Annotated in this window: 18 protein-coding genes; 13 read left to right on the forward strand and 5 right to left on the reverse strand. The window is 67.4% G+C overall.

The genetic code is table 11. The features are described 5' to 3' along the window. The 3 genes from ctaD (at position 1) to AC07UH_RS00235 (ending at position 4909) form a co-directional block, all read left to right on the forward strand. A complete protein-coding gene (gene ctaD, locus AC07UH_RS00225; protein ID WP_038665022.1) occupies positions 1-1662 on the forward strand; it encodes a cytochrome c oxidase subunit I in 1662 nt (553 codons plus the stop codon). 149 nt (positions 1663-1811) lie between these two features. Next, positions 1812-3521: a DUF1800 domain-containing protein gene (locus AC07UH_RS00230; protein ID WP_495179744.1), complete on the forward strand. Its 1710-nt coding sequence runs from the start codon at positions 1812-1814 to the stop codon at positions 3519-3521. Between the two features lie 5 nt (positions 3522-3526). Then, positions 3527-4909 (forward strand): DUF1501 domain-containing protein, encoded by a 1383-nt coding sequence (locus tag AC07UH_RS00235; RefSeq protein WP_495179743.1) that lies wholly within the window; start codon positions 3527-3529, stop codon positions 4907-4909. 268 nt (positions 4910-5177) lie between these two features. Here the strand turns inward: AC07UH_RS00235 and AC07UH_RS00240 are convergent, their stop codons facing one another. After that, entirely contained in the window at positions 5178-6071 is an 894-nt protein-coding gene (locus tag AC07UH_RS00240; RefSeq protein ID WP_495179742.1) for an iron-containing redox enzyme family protein, read from the reverse strand. Between the two features lie 145 nt (positions 6072-6216). On the opposite strand from AC07UH_RS00240, the gene AC07UH_RS00245 reads away from it, so the two are divergent. From AC07UH_RS00245 to AC07UH_RS00285, 9 genes are all read left to right on the forward strand, one after another. Continuing rightward, entirely contained in the window at positions 6217-7119 is a 903-nt protein-coding gene (locus AC07UH_RS00245) for a heme o synthase (protein ID WP_495179813.1), read from the forward strand. Next, positions 7116-7250, forward strand: coding sequence for a cytochrome c oxidase system small membrane protein (locus tag AC07UH_RS00250; protein ID WP_281177470.1), 135 nt, complete (start codon positions 7116-7118; stop codon positions 7248-7250). Before AC07UH_RS00245 ends, AC07UH_RS00250 begins: the two co-directional genes overlap by 4 nt. Beyond that, positions 7247-7813 (forward strand): cytochrome c oxidase assembly protein, encoded by a 567-nt coding sequence (locus AC07UH_RS00255; RefSeq protein ID WP_495179741.1) that lies wholly within the window; start codon positions 7247-7249, stop codon positions 7811-7813. The genes AC07UH_RS00250 and AC07UH_RS00255 overlap by 4 nt, the downstream gene beginning before the upstream one ends. A gap of 38 nt (positions 7814-7851) precedes the next feature. After that, the gene (locus tag AC07UH_RS00260) at positions 7852-8784 is read left to right on the forward strand and encodes a cytochrome c oxidase subunit 3 (protein WP_038665006.1); all 933 of its coding nucleotides are present in this window, start codon (positions 7852-7854) and stop codon (positions 8782-8784) included. Between the two features lie 20 nt (positions 8785-8804). Then, positions 8805-9200 carry a DUF983 domain-containing protein gene (locus tag AC07UH_RS00265; RefSeq protein ID WP_495179740.1) on the forward strand — a complete coding sequence of 132 codons (396 nt, stop codon included), beginning with the start codon at positions 8805-8807 and terminating at the stop codon, positions 9198-9200. Beyond that, a complete protein-coding gene (locus AC07UH_RS00270) occupies positions 9197-9784 on the forward strand; it encodes an SURF1 family cytochrome oxidase biogenesis protein (RefSeq protein WP_495179739.1) in 588 nt (195 codons plus the stop codon). The genes AC07UH_RS00265 and AC07UH_RS00270 overlap by 4 nt, the downstream gene beginning before the upstream one ends. A gap of 167 nt (positions 9785-9951) precedes the next feature. Beyond that, positions 9952-11343: a threonine synthase gene (gene thrC / locus AC07UH_RS00275; RefSeq protein ID WP_495179738.1), complete on the forward strand. Its 1392-nt coding sequence runs from the start codon at positions 9952-9954 to the stop codon at positions 11341-11343. After that, positions 11340-12209: a class I SAM-dependent methyltransferase gene (locus AC07UH_RS00280; protein WP_179506905.1), complete on the forward strand. Its 870-nt coding sequence runs from the start codon at positions 11340-11342 to the stop codon at positions 12207-12209. Before thrC ends, AC07UH_RS00280 begins: the two co-directional genes overlap by 4 nt. A 95-nt stretch (positions 12210-12304) precedes the next feature. Then, entirely contained in the window at positions 12305-12517 is a 213-nt protein-coding gene (locus tag AC07UH_RS00285; RefSeq protein ID WP_495189941.1) for a hypothetical protein, read from the forward strand. Between the two features lie 7 nt (positions 12518-12524). On the opposite strand, the gene AC07UH_RS00290 is transcribed toward AC07UH_RS00285, so the two are convergent. The 3 genes from AC07UH_RS00290 to AC07UH_RS00300 are packed head-to-tail and all read right to left on the reverse strand — an operon-like array spanning position 12525 to position 14133. After that, positions 12525-13172 (reverse strand): heme exporter protein CcmB, encoded by a 648-nt coding sequence (locus AC07UH_RS00290; RefSeq protein WP_495179737.1) that lies wholly within the window; start codon positions 13170-13172, stop codon positions 12525-12527. Continuing rightward, entirely contained in the window at positions 13172-13726 is a 555-nt protein-coding gene (gene ccmA, locus AC07UH_RS00295) for a heme ABC exporter ATP-binding protein CcmA (protein WP_495179736.1), read from the reverse strand. Before ccmA ends, AC07UH_RS00290 begins: the two co-directional genes overlap by 1 nt. Then, positions 13723-14133, reverse strand: coding sequence for a metallopeptidase family protein (locus AC07UH_RS00300; protein ID WP_495179735.1), 411 nt, complete (start codon positions 14131-14133; stop codon positions 13723-13725). Before AC07UH_RS00300 ends, ccmA begins: the two co-directional genes overlap by 4 nt. A gap of 49 nt (positions 14134-14182) precedes the next feature. On the opposite strand from AC07UH_RS00300, the gene AC07UH_RS00305 reads away from it, so the two are divergent. After that, entirely contained in the window at positions 14183-14476 is a 294-nt protein-coding gene (locus AC07UH_RS00305) for a 4a-hydroxytetrahydrobiopterin dehydratase (protein ID WP_038664984.1), read from the forward strand. A 99-nt stretch (positions 14477-14575) separates the two neighbouring features. Here AC07UH_RS00305 and AC07UH_RS00310 read toward each other — a convergent pair whose 3' ends face one another. Next, positions 14576-15364, reverse strand: a complete 789-nt coding sequence (locus AC07UH_RS00310) for an SDR family oxidoreductase (RefSeq protein WP_495179734.1) — start codon at positions 15362-15364, stop codon at positions 14576-14578. Positions 15365-15367: the final 3 nt, after the last annotated feature.

The following is a 15367-nucleotide window of genomic DNA, read 5'->3' on the forward strand; positions in this document are numbered from 1 at the left end:
ATGACCGACACCGCCCTCCACCCCTCCGCGTTCGTCGCGCACGACGATCACGCGCACAGCGATGCGGACCACAAGCCCGGCTTCTTCGCCCGCTGGTTCATGTCGACCAACCACAAGGACATCGGGACGCTCTACCTGATCTTCGCGATCATCGCGGGGATCATCGGCGGCGCGATCTCGGGGCTGATGCGCGCCGAACTGGCGCAGCCGGGCATCCAGTATCTCGTCGGCTGGGCGAACTTCCTGCCCGGCGGCGACGGCGGCCTTGATCATGCGCTCCACCTGTGGAACGTGCTGATCACTGCGCACGGCCTCATCATGGTCTTCTTCATGGTGATGCCGGCGATGATCGGCGGCTTCGGCAACTGGTTCGTGCCGATCATGATCGGCGCGCCCGACATGGCCTTCCCGCGGATGAACAACGTCAGCTTCTGGCTGCTCATCCCGGCGTTCACGCTGCTGCTCGCCTCGCCGTTCTTCGGCGGTGCCGGCACCGGCTGGACGGTCTATGCGCCGCTGTCGACCTATGGCGAGCCCGGACCGTCGGTGGATATGGCGATCCTGTCGCTCCACCTCGCCGGCGCCTCGTCGATCCTCGGCGCGATCAACTTCATCACCACCATCTTCAACATGCGCGCGCCGGGCATGACGCTGCACAAGATGCCGCTGTTCGTCTGGTCGGTGCTGGTCACCGCCTTCCTGCTGCTGCTCGCGCTGCCGGTGCTCGCCGCGGCGATCACGATGCTGCTCACCGACCGCAATTTCGGCACCACCTTCTTCGATCCGGCCGGCGGCGGCGATCCGATCCTGTACCAGCATCTGTTCTGGTTCTTCGGTCACCCCGAAGTCTACATCATGATCCTGCCGGGCTTCGGCATCGTCAGCCAGATCATCGCGACGTTCAGCCGCAAGCCCGTCTTCGGCTATCTCGGCATGGCCTATGCCATGGTCGCGATCGGCGTCGTCGGCTTCGTCGTCTGGGCGCACCATATGTTCGTCACCGGCCTGTCGGTGAACGTGAAGATGTACTTCACCGCCGCGACGATGGTCATCGCGGTGCCGACCGGCATCAAGATCTTCTCGTGGATCGCGACGATGTGGGGCGGTTCGCTGACCTTCAAGACGCCGATGGTCTGGGCGATCGGCTTCATCTTCATGTTCACGGTCGGCGGCGTCACCGGCGTCGTGCTCGCCAACGGCGGCATCGACGATTACATGCAGGACACCTATTACGTCGTCGCGCACTTCCACTACGTGCTGTCGCTCGGCGCGGTGTTCGGCCTGTTCGCCGGCTTCTATTACTGGTTCCCGAAGATGTTCGGGAAGATGTACAACGAATTCCTCGGCCAGGCGCACTTCTGGGTGTTTTTCGTCGGCGTGAACCTGCTGTTCTTCCCGATGCACTTCCTCGGGCTGCAGGGCATGCCGCGCCGCTACCCGGATTATCCGGACGCCTATGCGACGTGGAACGCGCTGGCGAGCCACGGTTACGAGATCATGGCCGCGGGCATGGTGATCTTCTTCGTCAACGTGATCTATTCGCTGATCGCCGGGCCGAAGGCGCCCGACAATCCCTGGGGCGAGGGCGCGACGACGCTGGAGTGGACCTTGTCCTCGCCGCCGCCTTATCACCAGTTCGAGACGCTGCCGAAGATCGACTGAGGCACCAAGGACCCCGGGGGAAACCCCGGGGTTTTTGTTTGCAGGTGCGCCACAAAAACGCTTCGTTAAGACCGTAACGGCTAGGTTTCCGTCGCATACGCGGCGCTTGCGGGAAGCGCTCCGGCGTATCGGGGTCGGGGATCAAATCAGTGCTGGACGAAGACCGGGCGGACGCGGGGGCGTGCGTCGATCTGGACGAGGCGGGCGGCATCGCCCCGCCGCTCAAGGCCGGGGGTGTCATCGCACCCGCGCTGTTGCTCGCCGCCTGCGGTGGCGGCAGCAGCGGCGGCGGCACCGCCAGCGCACCGCCGACGTCGAGCGCACCGGTCGTCGTCGTCCCCGCCGCGATCACCGCGACGCAGGCGAGCCGCTTCCTCGCGCAGGCGAGCATGGGCGGCACCCGCACGATGATCGAGAGCATCGTCGCCCGCCGCTACGAAGGCTGGATCGACGACCAGTTCGCGCTGCCGCGCGCCACCTCGCACTGGGACTGGCTGGTCGCCCGGGGCTATAACGTCGCCGCCAACATCAACAGCGAGACGGGTTTCGACGCCACGCTGTGGCGGCAGATGATCGTCGAGCCCGATCAGCTGCGCCAGCGGATCGGGATGGCGCTGCTCGACTTGCTCGTCGTCGGCATCGGCGGCGTCAATCTCAACTGGAAGCAATTCGCCACCGCCGCCTATGTCGACGTGCTGCTCGACAACGCCTTCGGCAATTACCGCACGCTCCTCGACGCGATCACCACCAATGCGGCGATGGGGTCGTTCCTCACCTTCCTCGGCAATCGCAAGGCGAATGCCAAGACCGGCGCGCAGCCCGACGAGAATTACGCGCGCGAGCTGATGCAGCTCTTCACGCTCGGCCTCTACCAGCTCAACATGGACGGCAGCGTCAGGACGAGCGGCGGCGTGCCGCTCGAAACCTACGGCCCGGCCGACGTCTCGGGCCTCGCCCGCGTCTTCACCGGATTGAGCCTCGCGACCACCGACAACACCACCCCCGATCGCTATCGCCAGCCGCTGGTGATGAACGCGTCGCTCAACGAGACCGGCGCGGCGAGCTTCCTCGGCGCCTCGACCAGCGGCGGCGGCATGGCGGCGGTCAAGGTCGCGCTCGACACGATCTTCGCCCACCCGAACCTGCCGCCCTTCGTCTCGAAACAGCTCATCCAGCGGCTCGTCACCAGCAACCCGAGCGCCAGCTATGTCGGCCGCGTCGCCGCGACCTTCGCCAACAACGGATCGGGCGTGCGCGGCGACATGAAGGCGGTGATCAAGTCGATCCTGCTCGACACCGAGGCGCGTAGCGACGACGCGCTCGCCAGCACGACCGCGGGCAAGCTGCGCGAGCCGGTGATGCGGCTGACCGCGTGGGCGCGACTCGCCAAGGTCGATTCGCCATCCAACGCCTGGGGCTTCGGCGACACGTCGAGCCAGTCCAACCGGCTCGGCCAGTCGATGGGACGCAGCCAGACCGTCTTCAACTTCTTCCGCCCCGCCTACACGCCGCCGGCGAGCGCGATCGGCAATGCCGGGCTCGTCGCGCCCGAATTCCAGATCACCAACGAACAAAGCGTCGTCGCCTACGTCAATTACATGCAGTCTCTCGTCGCCAACGGCGCCGGCGACGCCAAGCCCGATTATGGCGACCTCGTCGCCAAGGCGGGCGACAGTGCGGCGCTGGTCGACGAGATCAACGTCGTGCTCGCCGCCGGCCAGCTCGGCAGCGCGACCGTCACGGCGATCCGCGCCGCGGTCGACAGCGTCGCGACGACCGCGACCAACGCGGCGATCAACCGCGTCGGCATCGCGCTGCTGCTGACGCTCGCCTCCCCCGACTTCCTGACGCTGCGGTGACCATCATGGACTTTACCCGGGATTCCTCGCGCCGCGCCTTCCTCAAACGCTCCGCCGCCCTGGGCGTGGCGGGGGTGGCGACGCCTTTCGTCACCAGCCTCGCCGCGATCGGCGAGGCCGCGGCGGCGACCGCGACCGACTATAAGGCGATGGTCTGCATCTTCCTCTACGGTGGCAACGATTACGCCAACACCGTCGCGGCATACGATCAGGCGAGCTATGCCGCCTATCTCGCCGCGCGGTCGAACATCGCGCTGACCCGCGAATCGCTCGCCGCCACCGTGCTCAACCCGACCGCGGGCCTGCCCGGCGGCCGCCAATATGCGCTCGCGCCGACGATGGGGTCGCTCCTGCCGCTGTTCGATCAGGGCAAGCTCGCGGTGACGCTCAACGTCGGTACGCTCGTCCAGCCGACCACCAAGGCGCAATTCCAGCAGAACGCTGTCAAGCTGCCGCCTAAATTGTTCAGCCACAACGACCAGCAGAGCTATTTCCAGGCGTCCAACCCGGAGGGCGCGACCTCGGGCTGGGGCGGGCGGATCGGCGACCTGTTCCAGTCGGGCAATGGCGCGTCGACGCTGACCTGCATCAATGCGAGCGGCAATGCGGTCTACCTCACCGGCAAATCGGCGGTGCAATATGCGATCGGCACCGGCGGCCCGATCGCGCTCAGCGGCGGCACGACGCTCTACGGGTCGAGCACCGCGGCGGCGACCTTGCGCAGCCTGATGACCGGCGGCAGCGCGCATCTGCTCGGCGACGAGCACGCCCGCGTCAGCAAGCGCGCGCTCGATACCTATGCGCAGGTCAGCGGCGCGCTCTCCTCCGCCCCGGCGAGCGGCTTCACGCTGTTCCCGACCGGCAACCAGCTTGCCGACCAGCTCAAGATGGTCGCGCGGCTGATCTCGGTCTCGTCACAACTGGGTGCCAAGCGACAGGTGTTCTTCGTGTCGATCGGCGGCTTCGACCTGCACGACAATCTCGTCGCGGTGCAGCCGGGGCTGATCGGCAAGGTCGCCGATGCGATGCGCGCCTTCTACGACACCACCGTCGCGCTCGGCGTCGCCGACAAGGTGACGAGCTTCACCGCCTCCGACTTCGGCCGGACGCTCCAGTCGAACGACGACGGCTCGGATCACGGCTGGGGCAGCCATCATCTGGTGATGGGTGGCGCGGTGCGGGGCAGAAGCTTCTACGGCATTGCGCCCCAGGTCGGCAACGGCACCCCCGACGACGTCGGCCAGGGCCGGCTGCTGCCGACGATCGCGGTCGAACAATATGCCGCGACGCTGGCGAGCTGGTTCGGGGTCAGCAATGGCGACCTGACGACGGTGTTGCCCAATATGGGCAATTACAATGCGTCAAACTGGAACCTGGGCTTCGTGTGATCCACCGAATTCCTCCGCCGCCAGGGGGAGGGCTATCGCATATGGCTGTGATGATGAGGCTCGACTGGTTTCCTCATCAGATTCGTCACCCCGGACTCGTTCCGGGGTCCACGGGGCCACAGGAGAAGGGTGTCGAATCAAGCCTTTCTCCTCGCCGCGGAGTGGACCCCGGAACGAGTCCGGGGTGACGAGGTGGGTTTTGATGACGGTGAACTGACACAAATCTTCATATGCGATAGCCTTCCCCCTTGCGGGGGAGGACTTGGAGTCACCCCATCAACACGCCGCGATACGCCTCGAAACAGCGTTCGCCACAGCGCAGCCGAATCAGCGCGCCCTCGGCCATCGCGGTCGCGCGGCGCGGATCCTCTTCCACCGCCGGCCGGATCGCCTCGCGGTTCCAATCCTCGCTATGTTTGATGTCGAGCACCGCATGCAGGTCGAAATAGCGCCGCTCCTTGTCGGAGAAGCCATGCCGGCGCAGCCCCTTGGCCGTCGCCGCCGAGCGATCCGGCGCGGTCAGCTCGATCACGCCGAGTGCGCCGACCGAATGCCACGCATAGCGGCGGCTCGTCGCCATCGCGGTCATCGCATTGGCGAGGCAGAGGCTCTGCCACAGCGTATTTTCGATCACCGGGTTGACCGCCAGCGTCTCGACCAAGGCGTCGAGCATCGGCCCGTGCATGCCCTTGGCATTGCCACGGCCCATCTCGTCCCAATAATTGCGTGCGAGTTCCAGCTTGGGATAGGTCGGCAGCTTGACCTGCGTCATCGCGACGAGATCGTCGAACCCCGCCTCGCCCGCAGCCTCCTGCTCGAAGAACCAACGCAGCTGGTCGAGGTCAGCCGCTTCGGCAAGCCACGGGAACAGCGGATCATGCTGGCCGGGGCCGCTCTGCTTCAGTTCCTCGAACCAGGCGATGAAGCCCTCGACGTCGGTCGGCGCGGCGGCGGCCTCCGCGGCCACCTCTTCGCGCAATTCCTCGATGAAGCCTCCTTCGAGCCGCTGCATGCGGACGTCGCGGTCGAGCATTCGCTGCCAGTCGGCGGTGGGGAACGTCGGTTCCAGCCGCTCCCGGTTCCAATGGGCCAGCCCGCGCTGGAAGCTGTCGGTGAGGAATTGTGACGCGCGTAGGTCGGCGTCAACGATGCGGGTAGCCATTCGAATCTCCTAGTGGGCTGGCCAACCGCTTGATCGATCGTTCGTTCCTTGCGCCTTCGAGTCGCTTGACATGGATCAGGACGATCGTGATCCGGCCCCCGCGCCGCTTCCCCAAGCCCCCCGCCGCGCGTATAGCCGGTCGATGATGACGGTCGCGACGCCCCTGCTGCCCCCCGCCGACTGGCGCGACTTCCTTGCGCTGACCAAGCCGCGGGTGATGACGCTCGTCGTCTTCACCGGCCTGTGCGGGATGCTCGCGGCGCCGGTCGGCATCCACCCGGTGCTCGGCTTCACCGCCATCCTGTGCATCGCGCTCGGTGCGGGCGCCGCGGGCGCACTCAACCAATGGTATGAAGCGGATATCGACGCCAAGATGCGGCGGACGCAGAAACGCCCGCTGCCCGATGGCCGGATGGACCGCGAATCGGCGCTGCACTTCGGCGTCGGGCTCGCCGCCTTCTCGGTCATCCTGATGTATTTCGCGGTGAATTTCGCCGCGGCGGCGATCCTGACCGTCTCGATCCTGTTCTACGTCCTCATCTACACCGTGTGGCTGAAGCGCCGCACACCGCAGAATATCGTCATCGGCGGCGCCGCCGGCGCCTTTCCGCCGCTGATCGGCTGGGCGGCGGCGACGGGCGAGGTGGCGCTGCTGCCGCTGCTGCTGTTCGGCCTCGTCTTCCTGTGGACGCCGCCGCATTTCTGGGCGCTCGCGCTGTTCGTGAAGACCGATTACGCCAATGCCGGCGTGCCGATGCTGCCTGTCGTCGCCGGCGAGCGGGTGACGCGCCGCCAGATCGGCCTCTACACCATCCCGATGGCGCTGGTCGCGGTCCTGCCCTGGCCGCTTGGCCTGACGGGGCCGCTCTATGGCGGCGTCGCCACCGTCACCACCGCGATCTTCGCCGCGCTCGCGCTCGTCGTCGCGACCCGCACCACCCGCCCCGACGATACGATGAAGCCGGAGAAGCGCTTGTTCAGCTATTCGATCCTCTACCTCTTCGTCGTGTTCGGCGCGCTCGTCGTCGACCGCTGGGTGTTCGCATGACCCCCGACGAACAGGATCTGATCCGCCAGCGCCAGCGGTCTCGCGCGCGGGTGATGGCGCTGCTGCTCGGCGCCTTCGTCATCCTGATCTTCGCGATCGCCATCACCAAGATTCGCCAGGGGATGATATGAGCGCGCCGGCGCAGGCCGATAGCGCCGCGACGAAGCGCCAGTTGCGCACCGCGCTGCTTGCGGTGCTCGGCATCTGCTTCATGACCGGCGTCGCCTGGGCGAGCATCCCGCTCTACCGCCTGTTCTGTCAGGTCACCGGCCTCAACGGCACGACGCAACGCGGGCTGGAAGCGCCCGGCGCGGTCAACAAGCTGATCCGCATCGATTTCGACAGCAACGTCGCGCCCGGGATGAAATGGCGCTTCCGTCCCGAGGCGGGGTCGGAGACGGTCAAGATCGGCGCGCGCGACATGGCGTTCTTCACCGCGACCAACACCGACAGCAAGCCGATCACCGGCACCGCGACGTTCAACGTCACCCCCAGCCAAGCGGGCAAATATTTCACCAAGATCCAGTGTTTCTGCTTCACCCAGCAGACGCTGCAGCCCGGCGAGACGCAGCGCATGCCGGTGATCTTCTTCGTCGACCCGAAGATCATGGACGACCCCGATGCGCGCGACGTCGAGACGATCACGCTCTCCTATACGTTTTACCCGGTGGATTCCGCGAAATCCGCGGGCTAAGCGTTGACCCAAGAGGATTAGAGAACAGGGAAACGACCATGGCCGGCGCCAAGAACCACGATTACCATATCCTGCCCCCCAGCATCTGGCCCCTGTTCGGATCGCTGTCGGCGCTGGTGATGGCGTCGGGCGCGATCATGTGGATGCACGGCGGCCACCTCGCCGCCGACAAGGCCAATGGCGGCGGCTGGATCTTCCTCGCCGGTCTCGCGGGCGTGCTGTTCACCATGTACAGCTGGTGGGCCGAGGTGGTGCGCGAGGCGCATCACGGCGACCATACTCCGGTCGTCCAGCTCCACTTCCGCTACGGCATGATCCTGTTCATCGCCTCCGAGGTCATGTTCTTCGTCGGCTGGTTCTGGGCCTTCTTCGACTTCGCGCTGTTCCCGACCGCGATGAGCTTCGTCGACGGCCAGGTCGAGCGCGCCGCCGAAGGGGCCGCGGCGATCGCCGCGCAATGGCCGCCCAAGGGGCTGGAGGTCATCAACGCCTTCGAACTGCCGTTGCTCAACACGCTGATCCTGCTCACCAGCGGCACCACCGTCACCTGGGCGCATCACGCGCTGATCCACAACCAGCGCGGTGGCGAGAAGACCGGCCTGTGGGGCATGCTCGGCGTCGGCGACCGCGACGGCGTGCTCAAGGGCCTGTGGCTGACGGTCGCGCTCGGCGTGCTGTTCAGCTCGATCCAAGCGTATGAATACATGCACGCGCCCTTCCCCTTCAAGGGGCTGAACTATGGCGCCGCCTTCTTCATGGCGACCGGTTTCCACGGCTTCCACGTGCTGATCGGCACGATCTTCCTCGCCGTCTGCCTGATCCGCGCCTATAAGGGCGACTTCACGCCGCGCCAGCATTTCGGTTTCGAGGCGGCGGCCTGGTATTGGCATTTCGTCGACGTGGTGTGGCTGTTCCTGTTCGTCACCATCTACGTCTGGGGTGGCTGGGGCGCGCCGGTCCACGGCGGCTGATCGCATGAGGGGCGTCGCCTATGACTGATCCGACGCCCCTGCCGCCGACCGAGGCCATGCCCTCGGTCGTTCAGGCCGGCCTGCGCGGCCTCTGCCCGCGCTGCGGCAAGCCCACTTTGTTCGCCAAGGCGATCAAATTCGCCGATCGCTGTTCGGCCTGCGGGCTCGACTTCACGCAGTTCAACGTCGGCGACGGGCCGGCCGCCTTCCTGACGCTGATCCTCGGCACGATCGTGGTGATCGGCGCGATCATGCTCGAACTGACGCTGCACCCGCCGCTCTGGCTGCACATGCTGATCTGGATCCCGGTGACGCTCGCCGGCGTGATTTGGTCGCTGCGCCTCGCCAAGGGCGCGCTGATGTCCGCCGAATTCCGCAACGCCGCGCGCGAAGGGCGCATCGACCCGCGACTATGAGGCGCGTGCCGCTGATCCCGACCCTCGTCGTCGCACTCGCGGTGGCGGCGATGATCGCGCTGGGCCTGTGGCAATTGCTCGACCGTGCGCCGAAGAAAGAGGCGTATCTCGCGCAGCTTGCCGCCAATCCGGCGAAACTGCCGATCGCCTTTCCGGCGACGCCAGACGACCGGCTGCTGTTCCGTCGCACGACCGCGACATGCGCGCGTCCGGTCGCGCAGCGGCTCGCCGGTGCCGGGGCGGCGGGCTTCCGCCTGATCGCCGATTGCGGCAACGGACTGGTCGTCCAGCTCGGTACGACCCCCGACCCGATGTTCAAGTCGCGCTGGTCCGGCGGCGCGGTGAGCGGCTATATCAGCCACGCCCCCGACGGCCGCTCGCTGATCGGGTCGCTGTTCGACCATAGCCCGCAGCGGCTGCTGCTCGTCGCCGACGCGCCGCCGCTCGGCCTCGCGGCAAACGGCAAGCCGGATCTCTCCTCCGTCCCGAACAACCATCTGTCCTATGCGGTGCAATGGTTCTTCTTCGCCGCGATCGCTGCGGTGATCTACGTGCTGGCGTTGCGGCGGCGAAACATACCCTAATCCTCTCCCGTGCAGCGGGAGTGCAAGGTTGGATTGTCCCCGGCATGACCTCGAACAGCCGGGAACTGTTCGGCCCGGCCCGAGGGAGCCTTCCGATAGCCCCAAAGCCATCGCCCCCAAGCAAACCCGGCGTTGCCCCTCGCGCATCGGCCCGCTACCCAGCCGCGATGCGTTATGTCAGCACCCGCGGCGCCGCGCCCGCGCTCGATTTCCGCGACGTCACCCTCGCCGGGCTGGCCTCCGACGGCGGCCTCTATCTGCCCGAGCGCTGGCCCAGCCTCACCCGCGAGCAGATCGCCGGTTTCGCCAACCTCTCCTATGTCGATACCGCAGTCGCGGTGATGACGCCCTTCGTCGGCGACGCGCTCACGCCCGACGAGCTGAAGGACCTCTGCACCCGCGCCTATGGCCGGTTTAGCCATGCCGCGGTGACACCGCTCGTGCAGCTCGACCACGATCAATGGCTGCTCGAGCTGTTCCACGGCCCGACGCTGGCGTTCAAGGACGTCGCGCTGCAACTCCTCGGCCTGCTGTTCGAGCGGTTCCTGAATGGCAGCGACCGGCATCTCACCGTCGTCGGCGCGACCAGCGGCGATACCGGTTCGGCGGCGATCGACGCGCTCGCCGGCCGCGCCGGGGTCGACGTGTTCATGCTCCATCCCGCCGGCCGGGTGTCGGACGTGCAGCGCCGCCAGATGACGACGGTGCTCGCCCCCAACGTTCACAATATCGCGATCGACGGCGACTTCGACACCGCGCAGGCGCTGGTGAAGCAGATGTTCAACGATCCCGGCTTCTCGGGGACGTTCGCGCTGTCCGCGGTCAATTCGATCAACTGGGCGCGGCTGATGGCGCAGGTGGTCTATTATTTCTACGCCGCGGTCCGCCTCGGCGCGCCCGAGCGCAGCGTCGCCTTTTCGGTGCCGACCGGCAATTTCGGCGACGTCTTCGCCGGCTATGTCGCCGCGCAGATGGGTCTGCCGGTCGCCAAGCTGATCGTCGCGACCAACGTCAACGACATCCTCCATCGCGCCATCTCGGCGGGCGATTACAGCAAGGGAATCGTCCAGCAGACGCCGACGCCGTCGATGGACATCCAGGTCAGCTCGAATTTCGAGCGGCTGCTGTTCGATCTCGGCGCCCGCGACGGCGCCGCGCTCAGCGCGCAGATGAAGGGCTTCGAATCGTCGGGCGCGATGCGCCTCACCAATGCGCAGCATACCGGCGCGGCGCTGTTCGCCAGCGACCGCGTCGATCTCGACGACATGACGCTGGCGATGCGCTGGGCGCACGAACATGCCGGGCAGGTGATCGACCCGCATACCGCGATCGCGCTCGCCGCCGCGCGCCGTCATCCCAGCGACGTGCCGGTGGTGACGCTCGCTACCGCGCATCCCGCCAAGTTCCGCGACGCGGTCGAACGCGCCACCGGCCAGCGCCCGACCCTGCCCGGCCGGATCGGCGACCTGTTCGAGCGCGAGGAGCGCTACGCCACCCTCCCCGGCACGTTCGACGCGGTCACCGCCTATATCGCCGAGCGCGCGGTGCCGAAGCCATGAAGCTCGACACGCTGATTGGCGAGCCCTGGGCGGATTATGGCCTCGTCGATTCGGGCAACGGCCGCAAGCTCGAACGCTACGGCCGCTACCGCTTCATCCGCCCCGAGCCGCAGGCGATGTGGGCGCCCGCGACCGAAAACTGGCGCGCGCAGGGTGAGTTCGTGCCGGCGAGCGACGAGGATGGCGGCGGCCGCTGGGTCTTCGCCGAGCCGGTGCCGCGCGAGGGTTGGCCGCTGAAATGGAACGAGGTGCGCTTCACCGCGCAGCCGACGCCGTTCCGCCATCTCGGCTTCTTCTCCGACATGGCGCCAGTGTGGAGCTGGATGCGCGAACAGGTCGCCGATCTCGACCAGCCCGAATGCCTCAACCTGTTCGGTTATACCGGTGTCGGCACGTTGGCGATGGCGACCGCGGGCGCCAAGATGGTCCATGTCGACGCCTCGAAGAAATCGGTCGAGGCGGCGCGCGGCAATGCCGTCCTGTCCGGCATGACCGAGGCGCCGATCCGCTGGATCGTCGACGATGCGGTCAAGTTCGTCGCGCGCGAGGTGCGTCGCAAGCGTCGCTACGACGGCATCCTGCTCGACCCGCCCAAATATGGCCGCGGGCCGGAGGGCGAATTGTGGCGGCTGGAGGAAGATCTGCCGCGGTTGATCGCCGATTGCCGCAAGCTGATCGACGCCGACAGCCGCTTCCTGTTCCTCACCGTCTATGCGGTGCGCATGTCGGCGCTCGCGATCGGCGAGCTGGTCCGCCAGCTCTTCGGCGACCTGCCCGGCAAGGTCGAGGCGGGCGAACTCGGCGTGCGCGAGGAGGCACGCGGCCTGACGCTGCCGACCGCGATCTGGGCCCGGTGGAGCCGCTGACGCGGCGGTTGGTGCAGCGCAGCAAACAAACGTTACGGAACGCTCGTCGATCAGAAGGCTTTTCTGCCTATATCGGTAGATCAGCACATGGAGGCATGATGATGCGACCCAATGACGATCTCGCCAAAACGACGCATGACGATGCCGAGCCCAATCCGCTGTGGGGCCGGCTGGCGCTGCTGATGTTCGGCCTGACCGTGCTCGCGTTTCTTACTGCGATCGACCGTCCCGAATGGTTTCATTTGAAACCGGCGACCGGCACGGCCGCGGCGATGGTCTATGCTTCGGATCACGGATCGAAGTCGTAACCGTAATTTAATCCATCCCGCTCCGGATCGCCGCTGCGGCGATCCACGGCGCGCCGGCGGTCAGTACCAGGCTGACCGCGGCGAGCAGCTTCACCGCCCCCGCCCCTGCCTCGCCATCGAGCGATCCCGCGCCGAAGATGAGCAGCGGGATCGCCAGCGGCAGCATCACCAGCCCCGCCACTGCGCCACTGCCGCGCAGGCCCGCGACCAGCGCCGCGGTGGCGACGCCGAGCGCGGCCAGCCCCGGCGTCCCGATCAGCAGCCCCAGCTCGATACGCACCAGCGTCGTCGCCGACAGGTCGAACAGCCCCGCCGCGATCACCGCCGCCAGCATCAGCGGCGGCGCGAAGCCGAGCCAGTGCGCGACGATCTTGGCGAAGGCGACCAGCGTCAGCGGGACCTCGCGCACCGCATATTGATCGATGACCCCCGCCTCGACGTCGGGTGCCACCAGCCGCTCGACCGGCAGCAGCGCGGCGAGCAGCGCGGCGGCCCATATCACCCCGCCACCGATCCGCGCCAGCAACGCCGTGTCGGGGCCGACGGCGAACGGAAAGAGGATGGCGGTGAGGAGGAAGAAGGCGACCGGCCACAAGGCGCCGCCACCCGCCCAGGCGCGGCGCAGATCGCGCCAGACGATGCCGCCGATCCGCATCAGTGCAGCGTCACGCGAACCGCGCCGGGCAAGGCGACCGGCTGATGCGTCGCGACGATGGCGATCCCGCCGGCGGCGCGATGCGCGGCGATCAGCGTCTCGATCTGCGTCACTCCGTCGGCGTCGAGCCCGTTGGCCGGCTCGTCGAGCAGCCAGATCGGCGCATCGGCGCCGACCACCCGCGCCAGTCCGGCGCGGCGGCGCTGCCCGGTCGACAGCACCCGCACCGGCACCGCGGCGAGATGCGCCAGCCCGACCGCCGCCATCGCCGCCTCGGTTCGCCCGCCGATCCAGAAGGCCAACGCCCGCGCCAGCGGCAATTCGGAATCGAGCGCATGCGCCTCGCCGAGCAGCGCCACCGCGCCGTCACGCGTCACCGTACCTTCGACCGGACGGAGCAACCCGGCGGCGATGCGGATCAGGCTCGACTTGCCGACGCCATTGGGGCCGCTGACCAGCGCCGCGTCGCCAGCGCCGAGCGCGACGCTCACGCCCGCAAACAGCATCCGGCCGCCACGCATGCAGGCGACATCCGCCAGTGCGAGCCCGGTCAATCGACCACCGCGTCTTCCAGCGCGTGCATATCGTCGTCGGACAGGCCGAAATGATGGCCGATTTCATGGATGGTGACGTGGCGGACGAGATCGTCGAGCCGCACCCCCGTCTCCACCCATTCGACGAGGATCGCCTGCCGGTACAGATGGATACGGTCGGGCAGCGTGCCCGATTCCATCGACGATTTCTCGCCCAACGGGCGGCCGTGATAGAGGCCGGTCAGGTCGAGCGGATGCTCGATTCCCAAAGCGGCGAGCGTCTCGGCGTCCGCCTCCTCCTCGACCAGCAGCACGACGTCGCCGAGGTGCGTGGCGAATGCCGCGGGCAGCCGCGCGATCGTGTCGCGGGCGATCCGCTCGATCGCATCGGCATCGGGTGCCGGTCCATTAGCATCTTGCCCGTTCATGCCTGTCGCCATACCGCGTCCCTTTCCCGTCCAGCAAGGAAGACCGCCGATGATCGAGGCCCTTAGCGAAGCCGAACGTGCCGATGCGCTCGATGGCCTGCCGGAATGGGATTATGACGAGGCGCGCGACGCGATCACCCGCAGCCTCGTCTTCGCCGATTTCGTCGAGGCGTTCGGCTTCATGACGCAGGTCGCGCTGATGGCGGAAAAGGCCAACCACCACCCGGAATGGCGCAACGTCTACAATCGCGTCGAAATCCTGCTGACCACGCACGATGCCGCCGGCCTGTCGGGCCGCGACATCGAGATGGCCGAGGCGATCGACGCGATCGTCGACGAATAGGCCGACACGCCCTGCCCGTTGGTGCTGAGCCCGTCGAAGCACCTTGAGACCCAGGCCCTTCGACAGGCTCAGGGCGAACGGAGGGATATTTCGCTCCGATCAGCGCAGCGACCGCCGCATCCGTTTGCGCAGCGCGCCGGGGAACCAGCGTGCGGCGAAGCGCAGCCGTTCGGCGGTCTTGCCGACATAGGTGTGCACCGCGTCGCCATGCACCGCCTTCCACGCCGCTTCCGCCACCGCGTCGACCGGGGTCAGTTCGAGCCCGGCACCGGTAACTGATTCGCGGATCGTCCGGTTGGTGCCGCCGGCGACGCCGTCGAGCAGCGGCGTCTCGATGAAGCTCGGCAACAGGCAGCGCACCTTGATCCCCTCGCGATGCCATTCGCCGTCCAGCGCCTCGCTCAGGCCGCGCACTGCGAACTTGGTCGCCGAATAGGTGGCGAGCCCCGACGAGCCGTAGATGCCCGACGCCGAGGAGGTGTTGAGCAGCACCGATCCCGGCGTGCGCGCCAGATAGGCATGGCCGACCCGCGCGCCGTTTACCACGCCGGTGAAGTTGATCGCGATCGTCCGGTCGATCTCCTCGAACCGCGCCTCGGCGAGCGGCCCGCCGGTGCCGATCCCGGCATTGTTGAACAGAACGTCGAGCCGCCCGCCGCTCGCCCGGGTGAAGGCGTCGAGGCTCGCGGTCCAGGCGTCGCGGTCGCGGACGTCCATGACATAGCGTTCGACCATGCCGCTGGCGATCAGCGCCGCGGTCTCGTCGAGCCCGGCGGTGTTGACGTCGGCGATGCCGACCCGCCAGCCGCGGCTCGCGAACAACCGCGCGACGGCGCGACCGATGCCCGATCCGCCGCCGGTGATGAAGATCGCGCGTACCTCGCTCATAAG

It is taken from the genome of Sphingomonas sp. GW821-FHT04B01, assembly GCF_059420425.1.